The following is a 15,271-nucleotide window of genomic DNA, read 5'->3' as shown; positions in this document are numbered from 1 at the left end:
ATTACCCTAATGGAAATCTGTATGTGATTGCAATTGCAATGATTGCAATAGTTCCTCGATGGCCGGGTGCTAAATCCCTGCAACGCTGCTACGTTTAATCCTTGAGCGCAGGAACGTCATGGCGTCGACATTTTTTCGTCATGACGGCACTTTAGGCTGGCTGTGCAGGTCATTAATCAGCAGCCGCTTTTAACATCAAGAAGGAGTCCGGCATGGACGATTACCAGGAAGAACTGCTCGAGTACCACGCGATTGAGTCGGACCCGCTGGAACCCGCTGATGATGCAACAGAGCTGTAAGACCGACTTCAGGCGGAATGCCGCTGACTGCGGCGAAATTCCCCTGGGGTCTGGTTGTTCCATCGCCTGAAGGCCCGTTGAAACGCCTGGGCCGAGGCAAAACCGAGCAGGTAGGCGATCTCGCCGAACGCCAATTCCGTATCGCGAATGTAGGTCATGGCCAGGTCGCGGCGGGTATCGTTGAGAATCGCGCGGAACTGAGTGCCTTCTTCGGCCAGTTTGCGGCGCAGCGTCCAGGTGGGCAGCTTCAGGCGTGCCGCCACTTCTTCCAGGTCGGGTTCCCGGCCGCCATTGAGCATCGGCCCGAGCAAACGGGTAATGCGCTCGCGCAGGCTGCGGGTGCGCGTCAACTGCTCCAATTCCCTTTCGCACAGCTGTAACAGCAATTGCCAGGTGCTTGGGCAGTGCTGCGGGTTGCGCAGTGCCAGGGTGTGCTGGTTGAGGCGCAATTGATTGGCGTCGGCGCCGAAGTGAACGTCTCCAAGCGCTTCGTAGTCTTCGCTGTAGTCCGGCGCTTCAAATTCGATTTCGATGCGCTGCGCTTGCACCGGTTGCTGGGCCAGGCTCGACAATTGATGCAGCCAGCCAGCGATGATCGAGTCCACCACAAAGCGGTTGTAGGCGTTGTAGGGGCTGATGGAATAGAAGCGCAGCCAGGCGCCTTCGGCATCTTCGACAAAGCTCGACTGCCCGCGATAATTGGAGCCGTACAGCGCCTCGAAGCGCGTCAATGCGCGTGCCGCCTCGCGTACGTTGGGCGCCTGGGCGGCAGTGACGCCGGCCAGCCCGGCCTGGCTCAAGCGGCTGAGCTGGCCCATGCGCAAGCCCAGGCCCGGGTCGCCGGTGCGCTGGATGGCCGCATGGCCCAGGCGCATGTAGCGTGGGATCGACAAGCGTGCGCCGGCCTCGGCGAGGCGCGCCGGGTCGAGGCCGTATTGCAACAGCAGCGGCTGTGGGTCCAGGCCGTGGCTGTGGATGGCATCGGCCAGGGTGTGCACGAAGCCCACCGACAGATCCCCCAGCCGGACCGGTTTCACAGCCAGATATTCAACAGGCGTGCGCCACGGGCTTCACCATCGGCGCTGATTTGCCCATTGCTGCTGAGAAAGCTGTGCCCGGCGGTGCCCAGGTCCCAGAACTGCCCGCGCAGGAACACGCTCATGCCGGCGCTGGCCTGGCTGATGGGGGGCTGGCTGATCAGCGTGAGCCGACGCCAGGCCTCGCCCTCGCTGAGCTCTTCGGGCTTGAGGCTGATTTCGGTCGGGGTGGACACGCTTTTGAACCCGCGCCAAGGGCGATCCCAGGTATCGCGACCGAGCACAAAGGCCGGCACTGCAATCAACTGCGCACCTTGCTCGTTGAGTTTGCGGTAGTTGTCCGGGTACCAACTGTCGCTGCCGACCAGCACACCCAGGCGCCCGGCCGGTGTGTCGACCACGCTGACGACGTTTTCGTCGCCGGGCTGGATAAAGCCGCGTTCATCGTAGATCGGGTAGAGCTGGCGCTGTGGGTCGCCGATCGGCAAGCCATCGGCGGCAAACACCACGCTGGCGTTATACAGCGCGCCATGGCCGACCTGCAGTTGACCCTGGCTCACACTCGGGTTCGGCAGGGTGATGGAACCGGCCACCAATGTAACGCCGAACTCCTTGGCCAGGCCGCCGAACAACACCTGATAGTCCCGCGCCATGTCTTGGGCTTTCATGCGCAGGTAAGCGTCGTCGGTGCGGTTGTCGCCCGTGGCACTGATCCAGGCGCGGGCGAACAGCAGCGGGTTGCTGACCGACAGCCAATTCATCGCCTCTTTGGCGTGGAGGGCCTGGTACACCTCGTTCTTTTCGCCGGTGAGCATCAGCCAGGTGCCGATATGTTCGGGCAGCACCACGATAGTCTTGTCATTGATCAGCCCCTGGTCACGGGCTTTTTGCAGGTAGGCCGCGAGCTTCAGGTGCAGGCGTTCCAGGCTCTGGTAGTCGGCGGGGAACAACTCCGGCTGGATACCCAGCAAGTTGCCACGGTCAGCAGGCAGGCCTTCGTTGACGGCCAGTGTTATACGCAGGTCCGACAGGTAATGCCCCACGGGGCGCTCCTGGGTCCAGACCAGATACGCGGCGATGGCGGCAACCAGGGCCATGGTGATGGTGAAAATCAGAAGTTTACGCATGGGGGAACAGACAACAGACCGTGTGCAGGGTTCGCCGACTAGGGTAGGGCGCATGGGCGGTCTTGCCAAGGGGCGCTGTGCATTTGGATCAATAAGTTGTCAGTTTCAGTCATTGAGCCGTCGTCCACCGCCTCTTAGTCTGTGGGACATAAACCGATGGCAGGCCATTCGAGCCTTCCACGTCCCGTGATGATCCGTTGTGGAGCTTGACCATGACCGCTGTTGCCTACCCGCACCTGCTGGCCCCGTTGGACCTGGGTTTTACCACCTTGCGCAACCGTACCCTGATGGGCTCGATGCACACCGGCCTAGAAGAGAAACCCGGCGGTTTCGAACGCATGGCGGCCTATTTTGCCGAGCGCGCCCGTGGCGGCGTTGGCTTGATGGTGACCGGCGGTATTGGTCCCAATGACGAGGGCGGCGTGTATGCAGGCGCCGCCAAGCTGACCACCGACGAAGAAGCGCAGAAGCACAAGATCGTCACCCAGGCGGTGCACGAGGCGGGCGGCAAGATCTGCATGCAGATTCTTCATGCCGGCCGTTATGCCTACAGCCCCAAGCAGGTTGCGCCCAGTGCGATTCAAGCGCCGATCAACCCGTTCAAGCCCAAGGAACTGGACGAAGAGGGCATCGAAAAGCAGATCCAGGATTTTGTCACCTGCTCGCTGCTGGCCCAGGTCGCCGAGTATGACGGCGTGGAAATCATGGGGTCCGAAGGCTACTTCATTAACCAGTTCCTCGCGGCTCACACCAACCATCGCACCGACCGTTGGGGCGGCAGCTACGAAAACCGTATGCGCCTGGCCGTGGAAATCGTGCGCCGCGTGCGTGACGCCGTGGGCCCGAATTTCATCATCATCTTCCGCCTGTCGATGCTCGACCTGGTGGAAGGCGGCAGCACCTGGGAAGAAATCGTGCAGTTGGCCAAGGCCATTGAAGGCGCCGGTGCGACCCTCATCAACACCGGTATCGGCTGGCACGAAGCGCGCATCCCGACCATCGCCACCAAAGTGCCACGCGGCGCGTTCAGCAAAGTCACCGCCAAGTTGCGCGGTGCGGTGCAGATTCCGCTGATCACCACCAACCGCATCAATACCCCGGAAATCGCCGAGCAGATCCTGGCCGAAGGCGATGCCGACATGGTCTCGATGGCGCGCCCATTCCTGGCTGACCCAGAGTTTGTCAACAAGGCCGCCGCCGGCCGCGCCGATGAGATCAACACCTGCATCGGCTGCAACCAGGCCTGCCTGGACCACACCTTTGGTGGCAAGCTGACCACCTGCCTGGTCAACCCGCGGGCCTGCTACGAGACTGAGCTTAACTACCTGCCGGTCCAGCACATCAAGAAGATCGCGGTGGTCGGCGCCGGCCCTGCCGGTCTGGCGGCGGCCACGGTGGCGGCGGAGCGCGGCCATCAGGTGACGCTGTTCGATTCGGCCAGCGAGATCGGTGGTCAGTTCAATATCGCCAAGCGTGTGCCGGGCAAAGAGGAGTTCTTTGAAACCCTGCGCTACTTCAAGCGCAAATTGCAGACCACCCACGTGGAGCTGTGCCTCAACACCCGCGTCGACGTGGCGCAGTTGGCGGCAGGCGGCTATGACGAGATCATCCTGGCCACCGGCATTGCCCCGCGCACTCCGGCGATTCCAGGGATCGACAATGCGAAGGTGCTGAGCTACCTGGACGTGATCCTGGCGCTTAAACCCGTCGGCAAGCGCGTCGCGGTGATTGGCGCGGGCGGTATCGGTTTTGACGTGTCGGAATTCCTTGTGCACCAGGGGGTTTCCACCAGCCTGGACCGCGAAGCGTTCTGGAAGGAGTGGGGCATCGACACCCAGTTGCAAGCCCGTGGCGGTGTGGCTGGGATCAAACCGCAACCCCATGCACCGGCGCGTGAAGTGTTCCTGCTGCAGCGCAAGACCTCCAAAGTCGGCGATGGCCTGGGCAAGACCACCGGCTGGATCCACCGTACCGGCCTGAAGAACAAGCAGGTGCAGATGCTCAACAGCGTCGAGTACCTGAAGATCGACGATGAAGGCCTGCATATCCGCATTGGCGCCGAGGGCGAGCCGCAGGTGCTGGCGGTGGACAACATCATCATCTGCGCCGGCCAGGACCCACTGCGCGAACTGCAGGATGGCCTGGTCGCGGCCGGCCAGAACGTGCACTTGATCGGCGGCGCCGATGTGGCGGCCGAGCTGGACGCCAAGCGCGCCATCAACCAAGGCTCGCGTCTCGCGGCCGAGTTGTAAGACCCCGGACGGGGCGGTGTTAGACTACCGCCCCGTTTTTCATGCAGATCCCTCCCGATGGGTCCCTTCGATTGGCTTCCCCACGCACCGCTTGAACCTTTGCGCCTGGATTGGCTGAAAGGTGTCGAGCTGGCCGTGTTGCGCCTGGACCGCATCGACCCGCTGATCAGCGGCAACAAGTGGTTCAAGCTCACCGGGCACTTGGCGCAGGCGCAAACCGCGCGTGGGCTCATCAGCCTGGGCGGCGCTTACTCCAACCATCTGCACGCGTTGGCTGCCGCCGGCAAGCGCTTCGGTTTCCCTACCGTCGGCCTGTTGCGCGGGCATGCGCAAGACACCCCCACCGTCCTCGACTTGAAAGCCTTCGGTATGCAACTGCATTGGCTGGGCTATGGCGGCTATCGCGCGCGGCATGAACCGGGTTTCTGGCTGCCATGGCGCGAGCAGTATCCCGACCTGCACCCCGTGCCCGAAGGCGGCGGAGGCCGTGCGGGTGCCTTGGGGTGTGCGGTGCTGGTCGAGCAGGTGCGTGCGCAGTTACACCGCGTGGGCTGGGCGGATTACGACGCCTGGTGGCTGGCCGCCGGCACGGGTACCACGCTGGCGGGCCTGGCGCTGGCAGAGGCGGGCGCGCACCCGGTGTATGGCGCCATGGCGGTGCCGGATGACCACGGCGTGGCACAGAACGTCGACGCCCTCGTGCAGGGCGGCTATGAGCTGCTGGACGCCAGCCGAGGTGGCTTCGCCAAAGTCGACCCGGTGCTGCTCGACTTCATCGACGCCACGGAACGGGCTTGCGGGCTGCCCTTGGAGCCGCTCTACACCGGCAAGGCGTTACTGGCCTTGAAGATGCAGATCGAGGCCGGGCGCTTCGCACCCGGTACTCGCCTGGTGTTCGTCCACACCGGCGGCCTCCAAGGCCGCCGAGGGTTTGAAGTTTAACGAATACCCCCCGTGGGAGCGGGCTTGCCCGCGAATGCTGTCTATCATTCAGCAGATTTGGTGGCTGGCCCGCCGCCTTCGCGAAAAAGCCTGCTCCCACCCGGCATCATGCGCAGCGCCGTGTTGTCCCGCAGGATGTAGTGATGGGCAATCCCCGCCAGTGCATGCAGCCCGATCAGCCAATAACCGACCTTGCCGAACCACACATGCCAGCCTTCGATCTGCTTGGCCAGGTCCTTGTTCTCACCGATCAACGGCGGCAATTCCATCCCGTAGAACATCACCGAATGGCCCTCGGCACTGACGATCAGCCAACCGGCAATCGGCATGCCGATCATCAACGCGTAGAGTGCGAAGTGCATCAGGGTCGCCAAAAGGCTTTGCCATTGCGGCGGTGCCGGTACGATCTTCGGTGCCACCCCCAGGCTGCGTGCGAACAACCGCAGCCACACCAGCACAAACACGGTGAGGCCGAACATAAAGTGCATCTCGACGATCAATGTGCGCGCACCGCTGCCTTTGGGGAACTGGCCGCGTAACTCAATGCAGGCGTAGACCACCGCCAGCAGCACCACCATCAACCAGTGCAACGCGATCGACATGGTGCTGTAGCGCGTATCGGAGTTTTTCCACGGCATTGCTGGGTTCCTCACTCATCAGGGCAAACCTCCATTCTTTGGCGATGGAGTCCTTTAACTGTATGCCGGTTTTGAGCGCTTTGCCTGGCGTAAATGCCGTTGTGTTGACCTCTATCAGTGGCTTTGCGGCATTTCCCCACGGGCCAGGCGCGCATTGATGTCGGTGATGACGGCGGGCAGGTCGTTGAGGGTGTCGATCAAGTAATGCGGGCGCGAGCCTTCGAACATGGCCTCGATACGCTTGCGCTCGCGGTCCAGGGTGGTGCTGTCCAGGGAGCGGAACTGTTCATACGTCAGGCCCAGGGCATTGCCGGAGCAGGTCAAGGCCACGGTCCACATCCCGGCACGGCGCCCTTCGAGAATGCCCGGCACCGTGTCATCGACCTTCACGCACGCCGCCACGTCATCGATGCCCAGCGCGATCACGTTGGCCAGGGCCTGGGCAGGCCAGGGGCGACCGTTGGGTACTTCGTCGGTGGCGACCACGTGGTCGGCGATATAGCCATTGGTGGCGGCCAGGGCGACGACCTTGTCCATCACTTGCTTGGGGTAGCCGGAGCAGGAGCCGATCTTGATGCCTTGCACGCGCAGCCGGGCGATGACGTCGAGGGCGCCAGGAATCAGGGCCGAGTGTTCGGCGATCTTCTCGATCTGCAACGGCATGAAGCGCTGGTAGATGGCGGTCACGTCATCGTCGGTGGGCGTGCGGCCGAAGGCCTTGCGGTAGCGTTCGGCGACTTGCGGTTGGTCGCAGAGGGTACGGATATGGTCCCACTTGCCCATGCCCATCGGGCCACGGGCTTCTTCGATGGACACTTGCACGTCGAACTCGGCAAAGGCCTCGACAAAGATTTGCGTGGGGGCGAACGAGCCGAAGTCGACCACGGTGCCGGCCCAGTCGAGGATCACGGCCTGGAGGGTGTTGGGGTTTTGATAGTTCATGGTTACAAATCCTGTGGGTCATAGGGGCACTGTAGGAGCCGGCAAGCCAGCGCCTACACGGGGGTGTCAAATCTCGAGTACTTCCATTTCTTGCAGCACGTCGGCTATCGCCTTGACCGCCGCCCGCATCCCTGTCGCGTCGACATGGCCGATGCAGCCCACGCGGAAGGTTTCCACCTGGGTCAACTTGCCCGGGTACAGGATGAAACCCTTGGCCTTGACCCGTTCGTAGAAGTCCTTGAACTGGTAGAGCGGGTCTTGGGGCGCGTGGAAGGTGACGATAATCGGGGCCTGGATATCTGCTGGCAGGAAGCTGCGCAGGCCCAGTTCGCCCATGCCGTCGAGCAGCGCCTGGCAGTTGCTGGCGTAGCGTTTATGACGCGCGGGCAAGCCGCCTTCTTCCTGGTATTGCAGCAGCGCCTCGTGCAGGGCCGCCACCACGTGGGTCGGCGGCGTGAACCGCCATTGGCCGGTCTTGGCCATGTAGCTGTGCTGGTCGAACAGGTCCATCGCCAGGGAGTGGCAGTGACCTTGGGCGGCAGCCAATGCCTGCTTGTCGGCAAAGACGAAGCCCATGCCCGGTACGCCTTCCAGGCATTTGCCGGAGGCAGCGATCAGCGCGTCGAACGGCACTTCGCGGGCGTCGATGGGCAGCGCGCCGAACGAACTCATGGCGTCGATGATCAGGCGTTTACCGTGGTTTTTAACCACCTGGGCGATGTCCGGCAGAGGGTTGAGAATGCCGGTGCTGGTTTCGCAGTGGATCAGCGCCACGTGGGTGATGGCCTTGTCGGCCTGCAGCAGGCGGTCCACATCGGCGGCGGTGGTGGGTTCGTCCTCGGCGGTTTCAAAGGTGCTGAAATCGCGGCCCAGGACTTCACAGATTTTCGCCAGGCGCTTGCCGTAGGCGCCGTTGATCAGCACCAGTACTTTGCCGTCACGCGGGACCAGGGTGCCAATGGCCGCTTCCACCGCGAAGGTGCCGCTGCCTTGCAGGGGCACACAGTGGTGGCTGCCCTCGCCGTGAAGGATCGCCAGCAATTGCTCGCACACGCTGGCAGTGAGCTGGTTGAAACGGTCATCCCATGAACCCCAATCCACCATCATGGCCTGACGGGTGCGGTGGGAGGTGGTCAGGGGGCCGGGGGTCAGCAGGATGGGCGCGGCAGTGGTCATCTCAAGTCCTCGCAAGGCATCGGGGGTTGAAGCTACGGCGCTTAAATTGCAGTTTGGCTTGTTATCAATCAAATTGTTTGTTGTTATGCGAGCTATCAGTGAGGCCGATAGCTATGAACCTGTTCCAATTGCGTGCATTCGATGCCGTGGCCCGTGAGGGCAGTTTTACCCGTGCCGCCGCGCGGCTGTTCATCAGCCAGCCGGCGGTGACCGGGCACATCAAGGCACTGGAGGAGTACTACCAAATCCCGCTGCTGCGCCGCACCGCGCGACGGGTCGAGTTGACGGAAGAGGGCGCACGCCTAGCGGCAATCACCCGGGCGATCTTCGGCCTGGTGGACGAAGCACAGACCTTGTTGGAGGCCAACCGCCAGTTGCTCACCGGGCGCCTGGAAGTCGCGGCGGACGGGCCGCACCTGGTCATGCCGATGATCGCCAGCCTGCGCGCACGTTACCCAGGCATCACTGTCAACCTGCGCCTGGGCAACGCCCAGGAAACCCTGGCGGCGTTGTTGTCCGAGCATGCGGACGTGGCGGTGCTCACGGAAGTGGAGCCGCGCAATGGCCTGCACCTGCAACCGTTGAGCGAGTCGCGGATCTGCGCGTTGGTGCCGGCCGCGCACCCTTGGACGCTGCAGCCCAAGGGGATTCGCCTGGCGCAATTGGATGCGGTGATCATGGTGCTGCGAGAACCCAGCTCGATCACCCGGCGCACTTTCGACGACGCCTGTGCCGCCACCGGCGTGCAACCCAAGGTGTTGCTTGAGCTGGACAGCCGTGAGGCGGTGACCGAGGCCGTTGCGGCCGAGTTGGGCGTTGGCGTGGTTTCGTCCATGGAGGTCAGCCAGGACCCCCGGGTGCAGGCGGTGCCGATCCAGGGGGAGGGCCTGGTAAACCGGCATATGCTCGGTTGCATGGAGCGGCGCCGGTCGCTGCGCTTGATTCAGGCGTTCTTTGAGCTGGCGCCGGGTTGAAGGCTGTCGCGCACGATGTCGAGAAAGGTCGCCACCACCCGGCGTGAACTCTGTTCCTTGAGGCACACCAGGGTCTCTTTCATCCGCTGGCTGCAATCGCGGATCGGCATGGCATACACCCGTGAGTCGGCGCCGAACTCCGCGGCAGAAACCACACCCACCCCAATCCCCACCACCACCGCTTCGCGCGCCGCTTCACGGCCCTCGACCTGGATCGCCGGGCGAATGCGCAGCCCGGCCTGGTTCATCTCTTGTTCCAGCGTCTGACGGGTCACGGAGCCAATTTCGCGCAATACCAGCGGCGTGTCGTCAAGGTCCGCGAGGCAGATGGATGCTCGTCCGGCCCAGGGGTGGTTGCGTGCGACAAAGGCCAGCAACTGGCCGTCGGGCAAGGGCAGAGACAGCAGGCGTTCGTCGTCGACGTCGCGCCCCAGCAGGGCCAGGTCGGCCTGGTAGTTGTACAGGCGAAACAGCGATTCGTCGGTGTTACCGGTTTCGATCTTCACGCTGATCCCTGGGTAGCGTTGGCAGAAACGTGCGATCTGCGGGAGCAAGTGCACGGGAGCATCCACCGCCAGGGTGAGGGTGCCGGTCTGCAAGGCGCGAGAGTCTTGTAGCAACTCTTCGGCTTCGGCCTCGATCACAAACAGGCGCTGGGTGATGGCCAGCAGCCGCTCGCCCAGGTCGGTCAGGCGCACTGAGCGTTTATTGCGATGAAACAGCAGCACGCCAAAGCGTTCTTCGAGCTTGCGAACCTGGTCGGAAATCGCCGGTTGGGTGAGGAACAGGCGCTCGGCGGCCTGGGTGAAACTGCCGTGGAGTGCCACGGCATGAAAGGCTTTGAGTTGGGCGTGGGAAACCGACATCGCAGATCCTCTTACAAGCTGAGCTTATATTTGAAATACGATAAATCGATTTTACCTATTAGTCAGCCGTTGCTTTGATACGCCCCAGTCGCCGTAGGTTGAGTCCTACAACTGCGGTGACCATGGGTCCTGGCAAACAGGGCTCATCTGACCAATGCCGCGCCCTACAAGGCCAGGCATTGCAGTGCTCAACAATAAAAAAACAGGCATTTGTTTTCGATTCTGCCGGCACACTCACACCTGAGGTCAGAACCACCATGAATATCCCTATGGGTAGCATCAAGCGTTGGCGCGTGCAGATTTTTGCCATCACCTGGCTGGCCTACGCCGCCTTCTATTTCACGCGCAAAGCATTTTCCGTTGCAAAGCTGGGGATCGGTGACGACCCGAGTTTCCCCCTCGACAAAATGATGATGGCCAACCTCGATGGCCTTTACCTGGCGGCGTACGCCGTGGGGCAATTCACCTGGGGCATGCTGGCCGACCGCTTCGGGCCACGGGTGGTGGTGCTGGGCGGCTTGCTGATTTCGGCAGCGGCCGCGTTGGTGATGGGCACGTTTGCGACCTTGCCGATCTTTGTCACCTGCATGTTGATCCAGGGGCTGGCGCAGTCCACCGGTTGGTCAGGGCTCTGCAAGAACCTCGGTAGCTTCTTCCCGGCGCAGCAGCGCGGGCGGGTATTGGGTTTGTGGAGTTCGTGCTACGCGTTTGGTGGGCTGGTGGCGTCGCCCTTCGCCGGGTGGTGGGCCTACACGTTGGTCGGCAGTTGGCACGCAGCGTTTATCTCCAGCGCGGCGGTGGTGGGCGTGGTGGCGGTACTGTTCTTCATCTTCCAGCGCAACACACCACAGGATGTGGGCTTGCCCGCGGTAGAGCCGGAGCCCGTCTTGACCGCAGAGCAGGCTGCCGCCGAAAAACGCATCAGCATGCTGGAGCCGCTGCGCGCCATCCTGCGCAACCGCACGGTGCTGACCCTGGGGCTGGCGTATTTCCTGCTGAAACCGGCGCGCTACGCGATCCTGTTGTGGGGGCCGGTGATCGTCTATGAGCAAATGCCATCGGTGGGCAAGGTCGGGGCGGCGATTGTGCCCACGGCGTTCGAGCTGGCCGGGCTGCTTGGGCCGATCCTGATCGGCCTGGCCTCCGACAAACTGTTCGGTGCCCGGCGCATGCCCGCCTGTGTGCTGAGCCTGCTGGCGCTGACCGTGGCCCTGGCGTTGTTCATGGGCGCGTTGCACACCGGCAGCGTGATGCTGGTGATGGCCTTGCTGTTCGTGATGGGCCTGACCTTGTACGGGCCGGACTCAATGATCAGCAGCACCGCCGCGATCGACTTCGGTACCGCCAAGGCGGGCGCCACGGCGGCTGGCTTCGTCAACGGCTGTGGTTCGGTCGGCGCGATCCTCGGCGGTTTGTTGCCGGGTTACTTTGACACCGTGACGGTCTTTATTGTGTTTGCCGGCGCCGCATTGTTTTCCGCCCTGGTGCTGATGCCTTACTGGAACGCCAGACCGGCGGTACTGGCCCAGGCGGGCGACTTCGTGCCGGACCGCAGTGTGGCGATCAACCCCCTGCGCACCTGAAGGCCTGGCCGGTTTTTTGGTGGATTAGAGTGTTTTTGCGCTATAAACTCTGCCCCCAAAGCGCCGGCCAGTAGACGTTTCGGCGCGATGGACGAAAAGAGAGTGAGTCATGGGCGCACAGTGGAAAGTCAAACATAAAGAAGCGGCAGCCAATGCCAAGGGCAAGATCTTCGGCAAGCTGGTGAAAGAAATCACCATCGCCGCCCGCAACGGCGCGGACACCTCCACCAACGCTCACCTGCGTCTGGTCGTGGAACAGGCCAAGAAAGCCTCGATGCCCAAGGAAACCCTGGACCGCGCCATCAAGAAAGGCGCCGGTCTGCTCGGCGAAACCGTGCAATACCACCGCGTGACCTATGAAGGGTTCGCCCCGCACCAGGTGCCGCTGATCGTCGAGTGCGTGACCGACAACATCAACCGTACCGTGGCGGAAATCCGCGTGGCGTTCCGCAAGGGCCAGCTCGGTGCTTCCGGCTCCGTGGCCTGGGACTTCAACCACGTCGGCCTGATCGAAGCCTCGCCGGACAGCCCGGATGCCGATCCGGAAATGGCCGCTATCGAAGCCGGTGCCCAGGATTTCGAAGACGGTGAAGAAGAGGGCACCACCCTGTTCATCACCGAGACCACCGACCTCGACGCCGTGCAGAAAGCCTTGCCGGAGCAGGGTTTCACCGTGCTGTCGGCCAAGCTGGGCTATCTCTCGAAGAACCCGGTGAGCGGTTTGAGCGATGAGCAGATGGCGGAAGTCGAAGCCTTCCTCGAAGGCCTGGACAACCACGATGACGTGCAGGATATGTTTGTCGGGTTGGCTGGCTGACGCTTACGTGCTGACTGACAATGCCTTGTAGGAGTCCGGCTTGCCGGCGATGGTGGCTTCAAGGACGCCATCGCCGGCAAGCCCGGCTCCTACAGGATGTGTGTTATTTCGTTGAAGCTCGGCCGTGCCAGCACGTCGCGCTGACAGCATCTTTTTTGCAGCTCGACTAATTCACTGCTCACCTGTCCTTCAACCCGTTCCAGCAGTTCCCCCAGCAAAATCCCGAACGCCCGCACTTCTATGCGCTGCAACGCCCTGGTTTCCACCGTGTTCGCCATCGCATGAAACGACGCTGCGCCAAAATCCCCCAGCAGACAATCGCCCGCTTCATTCCACAGGATATTGTGGCCGTACAGGTCACCATGGGTGATGCCGTGCCGGTGCAGGTGCGCGCCCACCGAAGCGATCCCACGTGCCATGCGCAGCGCCACCGCCAGGCTGAAGCGAGTGCCCGCTTCGTAGATGTCGCGGGTACACGAGGCCAGGCTCGGCAGGGCTGCGAGGTTGCGGTAGCTCGGGTCGATCAGGTCCATTACCAACGCGGCCTGGTCGTCAGGGTGGCCGACCACGCGGCCCTCGACCTTGATCAGGTTAGGGTGCAGTCCAGCAGCAATGCAGGCCTGCATTTCGTGCAGTGGCGAGCCGTCGCTGGTGATGCTGCCTTTATACAGTTTGACGGCGACGGGTCTGCCTGACGGTTTCCACAGCGCTTTGCGGATGACACCGGAAGCGCCTTCGCCGAGGACTTCGGCGAGTTCCAATTCGGACCAGGGAATATCTGGCGTGGCGTCATCGCCCGCCACCTCCACTGCCATTTCCACCGGGTTGCCGGCATACGCCAGCCACGTCAGGCTGGGCAGCGCCAGCAGCCACTCGGGCAAACGTGTAAAGCGGTTGGAGGCGATGCGCAGTAACTCAAGGTTGTGGCAGTTGGCCAGGCTTTCCGGCAGGTGGTCAAGTTGGTTGCCGGCCAGCATCAGTTTCTGCAGCAGGGGCCGTTCACCCAGTTCGCTCGGCAACTGACTGATGCGGTTATCGGTCAGGATCAGCCAGCGCAACAGCGGCGGCAGGGCGGTGGCGGGTACGTGACTGATCTGGTTGGCCTTGAAGCCGATCATGCTCAGCTTGGCGCATTGGCCCAGGCTGGCTGGCAGCTCGGTGAAGAGGTTGTCCGAGCAGAACAGCACGCGCAGGTGCGGCAGGCGGTGCAGGTCGTCCGGCAGGCTGCTCAGGGCATTGCCGCTGAGGTTGAGGATTTCCAGGGAGTCGGCCAGCTCGAAAATTTCCCGGGGGAATTCGGTCAGCCCGCAGGACAGGTCCAGGCGCGTGATGCCGGCCAATTGGCCGGCCTTGAGTTGGGTAAGGGTATTCATGAACGGCGCGGTCACTCGGCGAGAAGGCGTAAATGGCGCTCATGATACCGGGTCGGGCGCGTGTTGCGCGTTGGTCGGCTGCAATTGTCCGAGACGGCTGGCAGTGCGCGCCAGGTCGATGGCTTGGCCGCTCAAGGCAACGTCGAGCGGCAATTCGCCGATCAGTACCAGGTGCTTGTCGCGGTCGTAGAGCACGTCCACCAGGTTGATAAAACGCTGCTGCACGGCAATCGGGCAGTCCGCCAGTCGGGGCAGGCCGTCGATGATCCAGTGGTCATAGTCCTGGCACAGCAGCAGGTAGTCCATCACCGCCGTCAGTTGTTCGCACAGGTCGTTGAAGGTGAAGGCGACGCTGCGTCCTTCATGGCGGCGACACATCAACGTTCGATGGCCAACGGCCAGGGGGAGGGGCGGGCAGTCCGCAGCGGGCAGGTCGAGCGCCGCCCGCTGGCTCGGGGTGCCCGGCCACACGTACTGACCGCAGGTAAAACGTTGCGCGCTTTGGGCTTGGGGCAGGCTGCGAAAGTCCTGGGGCGAGCTGACTTCCAGCACCTCCATGCGCGCATCGATCAGGTCGATCACCGGCTTGAAGCGCTCGTGGTACAGCGGGTTGGGCAGCAGCCCTTGCGGTGCATAGTTGGATGTCACCAGCACCAGCACACCGCGCTCGAACAGGGCCTTGAACAGCCGCGTAATCAGCATGGCATCGCCGATATCGTGGACGTGGAATTCGTCGAAACACAGCACCCGGCAGTCTGCCAACTGTTCATCGAGGGTCACGGCCAGGGCATCGTCCTGCGCACGGTGCGTGAACATGCCGCGATGCAGGTGGGCGAAAAAGTCATGGAAGTGCACGCGCTGCTTCTCGGCGATCGGCAACGCCTGGAAAAACCCGTCCAGCAACCAGCTTTTGCCGCGCCCCACCGGCCCGTGCAGGTACAGGCTGCGGGCGGGTTGGCCGGCCAGCAGGTGTTGGGTTTCCCGGGCCAGGGCGGTAATGGCGCGGGTTTGACCGGTGCTCAGGGTGTAACCCTGTTGCTCGGCCTTTTGCTGAAAGAACGCGGGGATGGGCGAGGCGTCGAGGGTGTCGGGCTTTTTGCCGAGCAGGCGACGGATCAGGGAAAGCGCGGCCAATGCAAGTCACTCTGTATTTCAGTGGTCGCTCACTTTAGGGCGCTCGCCGCGTTTTGACCAATAGAGAAGGGCGCTGCCAGCTATCTCGAAAAAGCATGTCACGCAGGTAAT

The 15,271-nt window shown here is 62.7% G+C and carries 13 protein-coding genes; 5 read left to right on the top strand and 8 right to left on the bottom strand.

The window, feature by feature from the left end:
- Nucleotides 1-307: 307 nt before the first annotated feature.
- Nucleotides 308-1,336, bottom strand: coding sequence for an AraC family transcriptional regulator (locus KUA23_RS19395; protein WP_252992677.1), 1,029 nt, complete (start codon nt 1,334-1,336; stop codon nt 308-310).
- Nucleotides 1,333-2,463, bottom strand: a complete 1,131-nt coding sequence (locus KUA23_RS19390; RefSeq protein ID WP_078049269.1) for a carbon-nitrogen hydrolase family protein — start codon at nt 2,461-2,463, stop codon at nt 1,333-1,335. The genes KUA23_RS19395 and KUA23_RS19390 overlap by 4 nt, the downstream gene beginning before the upstream one ends.
- Nucleotides 2,464-2,675: 212 nt before the next feature.
- Between KUA23_RS19390 and KUA23_RS19385 the strand changes: the two genes are divergently transcribed.
- Nucleotides 2,676-4,715, top strand: coding sequence for an NADPH-dependent 2,4-dienoyl-CoA reductase (locus KUA23_RS19385; RefSeq protein WP_252992676.1), 2,040 nt, complete (start codon nt 2,676-2,678; stop codon nt 4,713-4,715).
- A 57-nt stretch (nt 4,716-4,772) separates the two neighbouring features.
- Nucleotides 4,773-5,657, top strand: a complete 885-nt coding sequence (locus KUA23_RS19380) for a 1-aminocyclopropane-1-carboxylate deaminase/D-cysteine desulfhydrase (protein ID WP_252992675.1) — start codon at nt 4,773-4,775, stop codon at nt 5,655-5,657.
- 44 nt (nt 5,658-5,701) lie between these two features.
- On the opposite strand, the gene KUA23_RS19375 is transcribed toward KUA23_RS19380, so the two are convergent.
- From KUA23_RS19375 to KUA23_RS19365, 3 genes are all read right to left on the bottom strand, one after another.
- A complete protein-coding gene (locus KUA23_RS19375; protein WP_252992674.1) occupies nt 5,702-6,295 on the bottom strand; it encodes a cytochrome b in 594 nt (197 codons plus the stop codon).
- A gap of 114 nt (nt 6,296-6,409) precedes the next feature.
- Complete coding sequence (phnX, locus tag KUA23_RS19370) at nt 6,410-7,237, bottom strand: phosphonoacetaldehyde hydrolase (protein ID WP_252992673.1); 828 nt, start codon at nt 7,235-7,237, stop codon at nt 6,410-6,412.
- A gap of 66 nt (nt 7,238-7,303) precedes the next feature.
- A complete protein-coding gene (locus tag KUA23_RS19365) occupies nt 7,304-8,413 on the bottom strand; it encodes a 2-aminoethylphosphonate--pyruvate transaminase (protein WP_252992672.1) in 1,110 nt (369 codons plus the stop codon).
- A 113-nt stretch (nt 8,414-8,526) separates the two neighbouring features.
- Between KUA23_RS19365 and KUA23_RS19360 the strand changes: the two genes are divergently transcribed.
- A complete protein-coding gene (locus KUA23_RS19360) occupies nt 8,527-9,387 on the top strand; it encodes a LysR substrate-binding domain-containing protein (protein ID WP_078049263.1) in 861 nt (286 codons plus the stop codon).
- Here the strand turns inward: KUA23_RS19360 and KUA23_RS19355 are convergent.
- Nucleotides 9,357-10,253 carry a LysR substrate-binding domain-containing protein gene (locus KUA23_RS19355; RefSeq protein WP_078049262.1) on the bottom strand — a complete coding sequence of 299 codons (897 nt, stop codon included), beginning with the start codon at nt 10,251-10,253 and terminating at the stop codon, nt 9,357-9,359. The two genes, KUA23_RS19360 and KUA23_RS19355, sit on opposite strands and share 31 nt — an antisense overlap.
- Before the next feature lie 257 nt (nt 10,254-10,510).
- Here KUA23_RS19355 and KUA23_RS19350 point away from each other — a divergent pair, with 257 nt between their 5' ends.
- Complete coding sequence (locus KUA23_RS19350; protein ID WP_078049261.1) at nt 10,511-11,836, top strand: MFS transporter; 1,326 nt, start codon at nt 10,511-10,513, stop codon at nt 11,834-11,836.
- A gap of 109 nt (nt 11,837-11,945) precedes the next feature.
- Entirely contained in the window at nt 11,946-12,653 is a 708-nt protein-coding gene (locus KUA23_RS19345) for a YebC/PmpR family DNA-binding transcriptional regulator (RefSeq protein WP_028616915.1), read from the top strand.
- An 89-nt stretch (nt 12,654-12,742) separates the two neighbouring features.
- Here the strand turns inward: KUA23_RS19345 and KUA23_RS19340 are convergent, their stop codons facing one another.
- Complete coding sequence (locus tag KUA23_RS19340; RefSeq protein ID WP_252992671.1) at nt 12,743-14,026, bottom strand: protein kinase; 1,284 nt, start codon at nt 14,024-14,026, stop codon at nt 12,743-12,745.
- 39 nt (nt 14,027-14,065) lie between these two features.
- Entirely contained in the window at nt 14,066-15,160 is a 1,095-nt protein-coding gene (gene zapE, locus KUA23_RS19335) for a cell division protein ZapE (RefSeq protein ID WP_252992670.1), read from the bottom strand.
- Between the last annotated feature and the right edge of the window lie 111 nt (nt 15,161-15,271).

It is taken from the genome of Pseudomonas pergaminensis (genome assembly GCF_024112395.2).
In the GTDB taxonomy this organism is placed as follows: domain Bacteria; phylum Pseudomonadota; class Gammaproteobacteria; order Pseudomonadales; family Pseudomonadaceae; genus Aquipseudomonas; species Aquipseudomonas pergaminensis.
The sequence above is the reverse complement of the archived record's forward strand: the minus strand, read 5'-3'. Positions and strand labels throughout refer to the sequence as shown.